Source organism: Desulfobulbus alkaliphilus (genome assembly GCF_016918545.1).
In the GTDB taxonomy this organism is placed as follows: domain Bacteria; phylum Desulfobacterota; class Desulfobulbia; order Desulfobulbales; family Desulfobulbaceae; genus Desulfobulbus; species Desulfobulbus alkaliphilus.
Window position 1 is genome coordinate 1 of the sequence record NZ_JAFFQC010000074.1, and the last position, 2,915, is coordinate 2,915.

Below are 2,915 nucleotides of genomic sequence, written 5' to 3' on the forward strand. Positions count from 1 at the left end.
GTCGAGATGGGGCCGCAAAAGCTGATATTTTTGCTGGAGCATGGCAAGGTTGTCCATGCTGCGACTATACAGTCAAAAAATCGTCAACGCAAAACAAAAAATGTACAAGTTATTATTGCTAGACTCCTTATTTTCCTCAAGGTTCTCCTGGTCACTGCATTCTCCATTCTACTCGCCTACCAAGGTTTCCGCCGGCTGGACGTCTTCGTCAATCGGTACATCAACAAGGAATTCATGCCCCTGCTCGCCATGGCCGTAGCCCTTATTTTTGCCGGAATCGCCGAAGCAATGGACCTTTCCAAGCTTCTGGGAGCTTTTCTGGCCGGCGTGATGCTTTCGGAAACCGGGATGTCCAAGGACCTGAGCAGGCTGATCATGCCCTTGAAGGATCTGACCCTGCCCTTTTTCTTTTTCTGGTTCGGGACCTCCATCACCTTCGGAACCGGGATCATCTCGCCCGCGGCTCTGGTAGTTCTCATATTCTGGGCCATAGTCGCCAAGCTGCTCGTCGGATTCTGGGGTGGAAGAATGTACGGTCTTTCCTATAAGGGAGCCGTGAGAGCTGCTTTCTCCCTGACACCGAGAGGTGAGTTCTCGGTGGTCATCGCGGCCCTGGCTGACGCAATGTTGCGTGTGTTCCTCGGTATTTACATCGTGATCACCGCCATCATCGGTGTGTACCTGTTCCGTATTGCACCCGTTCTTGCCGACAAGCTGGACCTCTTCAGAAAAAAATGAGCCTCCTTTGTCTTGTTTTTTTTTATCATCGATGTTTCAATTCTTATTTGGAAGACAACGCACCCCATCCTGAAACGAGACAACGTCAAGCCGTGCTGCTCACCGGCTTTGCCGCCGCATCGAGCATGGAGCCCGGAAATCCCGGGCGCAACGGTGGATGGAAAAGAACCACGTGGAGGCAGTACCGCATGCATATCGTGATCATTGGCGGAGGCGACGTCGGCTATGAACTGGCTCGAAGCCTCAACCATAAGAATCAGAGCATCGTGGTCGTGGACAGGAACCCTGCAACCGTGAAGACCCTGGGGGAAACACTGGATCTCCCGGTCATTAACGGGAACGGAGCCAACCTGGACGTGTTGCAGAAAGCCAGAATCAAATCAGCCCAGATGCTCATCGCGGTTACCGAGTCAGACGAAGTAAACATCATCGCCTGCATGATCGCCAAGACCTTTGGCGTAAAGTACACGGTAGCCAGGGTCCGGAAGCCGGAAAGCGCCGGCAGTATCGACGTTGACACCAGAGGCCTGACCCAGACCCAGCTGGGTATAGACCTGATCATCAGTCCAGAAAAGACGGTGGCCAGGGAAATCGCTAAGAGGATCCACTTCCCCGATGCCATGGAAGTGGAATACTATGCCGACGGGAAGGCGATGCACATGGCCGTCCATCTGGCAGAAAACGCCGAGATCGCCAATAAGCCGTTGCATGAACTCTCCCTGCCCCAAGGGTGCATTGTTGTGGGGATTAAGAGGACGGGCGGCGACTTTCTTCTGCCCGGCGGAAAAGACACCTTCAGTCCGGGGGACAAGATCTACCTCATCGGCAAAACCGAGGCCATGGGCGAGGCAAGCTGGTACCTGCACCGCACTAAAACCCGGGTCAACCGCGTAGTCATACTGGGAGGAGGGGAGATAGGATATTCCCTCGCCACTCTTCTCGAATCCGACACCAAACATTCGCTGCTCGTCAAGCTCATCGAAAAAGATGAGGAACGAGTTGACAGACTGAACCGCGAACTGAGCAGGACCATCGTCCTGCAGGGGGACGGGACGGATCTCTCCTACTTCAACGAAGAGGAAATCTCGGAGGCCGACGTGCTAGTGGCCGCTACCGGCGACGATCGCACTAACATGGTCGCTTCGATGATGGGACAGAAGCTGGGAGTGAAAAAAGTGATCACCGAGGTTACCAGAATCGGATATGCCCCGATATACGGAGCGTTGGAAATCTTCGAAACCATCAACCCTCACCTGATCACGGCCTCCAAGATCCTGAAGTATACCAGATGGGATGATGTTTTAGCCCTTTCCCTGCTGCAGGACGAAGTTGCCGAAACCATGGAACTGGTCCTGCCTGTTTCAGCCGAAGTAGTGGGCAAGAAAATCTCCGAGGCGGGTTTTCCTCAGGGCCTGCTGGTGGGTACAATCGTCAGAAACCAGAACGTAATCATCCCCGACGGTGATACACAGTTGATGGCCGACGATCATCTGATCGTCTTTTCCATGCCCAAGGTCTGCACCAAGCTGGATCGTTATTTCGCTTGCAAGCTGTTCAATCACTGAAGTTCCCATCCTTTTGAGCATCGAACAGATCATCTCTTGATGGCCCGTGTTTCCGCGGCACGTTGCTCTAATTGCTCAGCACCCCTGATCCGCTTTGTGGTTCGATAGAGGTCCGCAAATTTTCTAGATTTGCGGCCACCTGATCAACAGGGGGTCAGGTCTGCTTTTGGTTTTCACGGTGAAATCAGTCATGATTTCAGGGCAATCGCATCAAGATTCCAATAATTCGATTTAGGTCGTACGTTCAGGATAAGATAATAATATAACTGGGGTATCCGCTTTACTTAAGTGACCACAACTTGTAGTATCCTCACTCCATGGAGGAGGACTATCCAAAATCACAGAGAGAATTCGAATCGCGCTTCACTACCGAGGCCACTTGCATTGATTACTTGACCAAGCTGCTATAGTCCTCAACTCAATTTACGGGGGGGACTATGGAAAACGATTTCAACAACACGACACTTGTAGCTCATTTTTCGACATTGAAAGATCCTCGGATTACAGGAAGGAGTGCCCATAAACTGATCGATATCATTATCATTGCCATCTGCGGCATGCTTTGTGGAAGTGACGATTGGGTTGGCATCGAAGCCTTCGGGAAGGCGAAGC

3 protein-coding genes are annotated in these 2,915 nt (G+C 52.0%); all 3 read left to right on the top strand.

Features of this window, described 5'->3' with window-relative positions; all coding sequences use genetic code 11:
* Nucleotides 1-738, top strand: a 738-nt coding sequence (locus tag JWG43_RS17290; protein WP_205244196.1) for a cation:proton antiporter, incomplete at its 5' end; no start/stop codon positions are given.
* A gap of 188 nt (nt 739-926) precedes the next feature.
* Nucleotides 927-2,303 (top strand): Trk system potassium transporter TrkA, encoded by a 1,377-nt coding sequence (gene trkA, locus JWG43_RS17295; RefSeq protein ID WP_205244197.1) that lies wholly within the window; start codon nt 927-929, stop codon nt 2,301-2,303.
* Nucleotides 2,304-2,740: 437 nt separating this feature from the next.
* The coding region (locus JWG43_RS20375) for a transposase family protein (RefSeq protein WP_205241987.1) at nt 2,741-2,915 on the top strand (175 nt) is incomplete at its 3' end.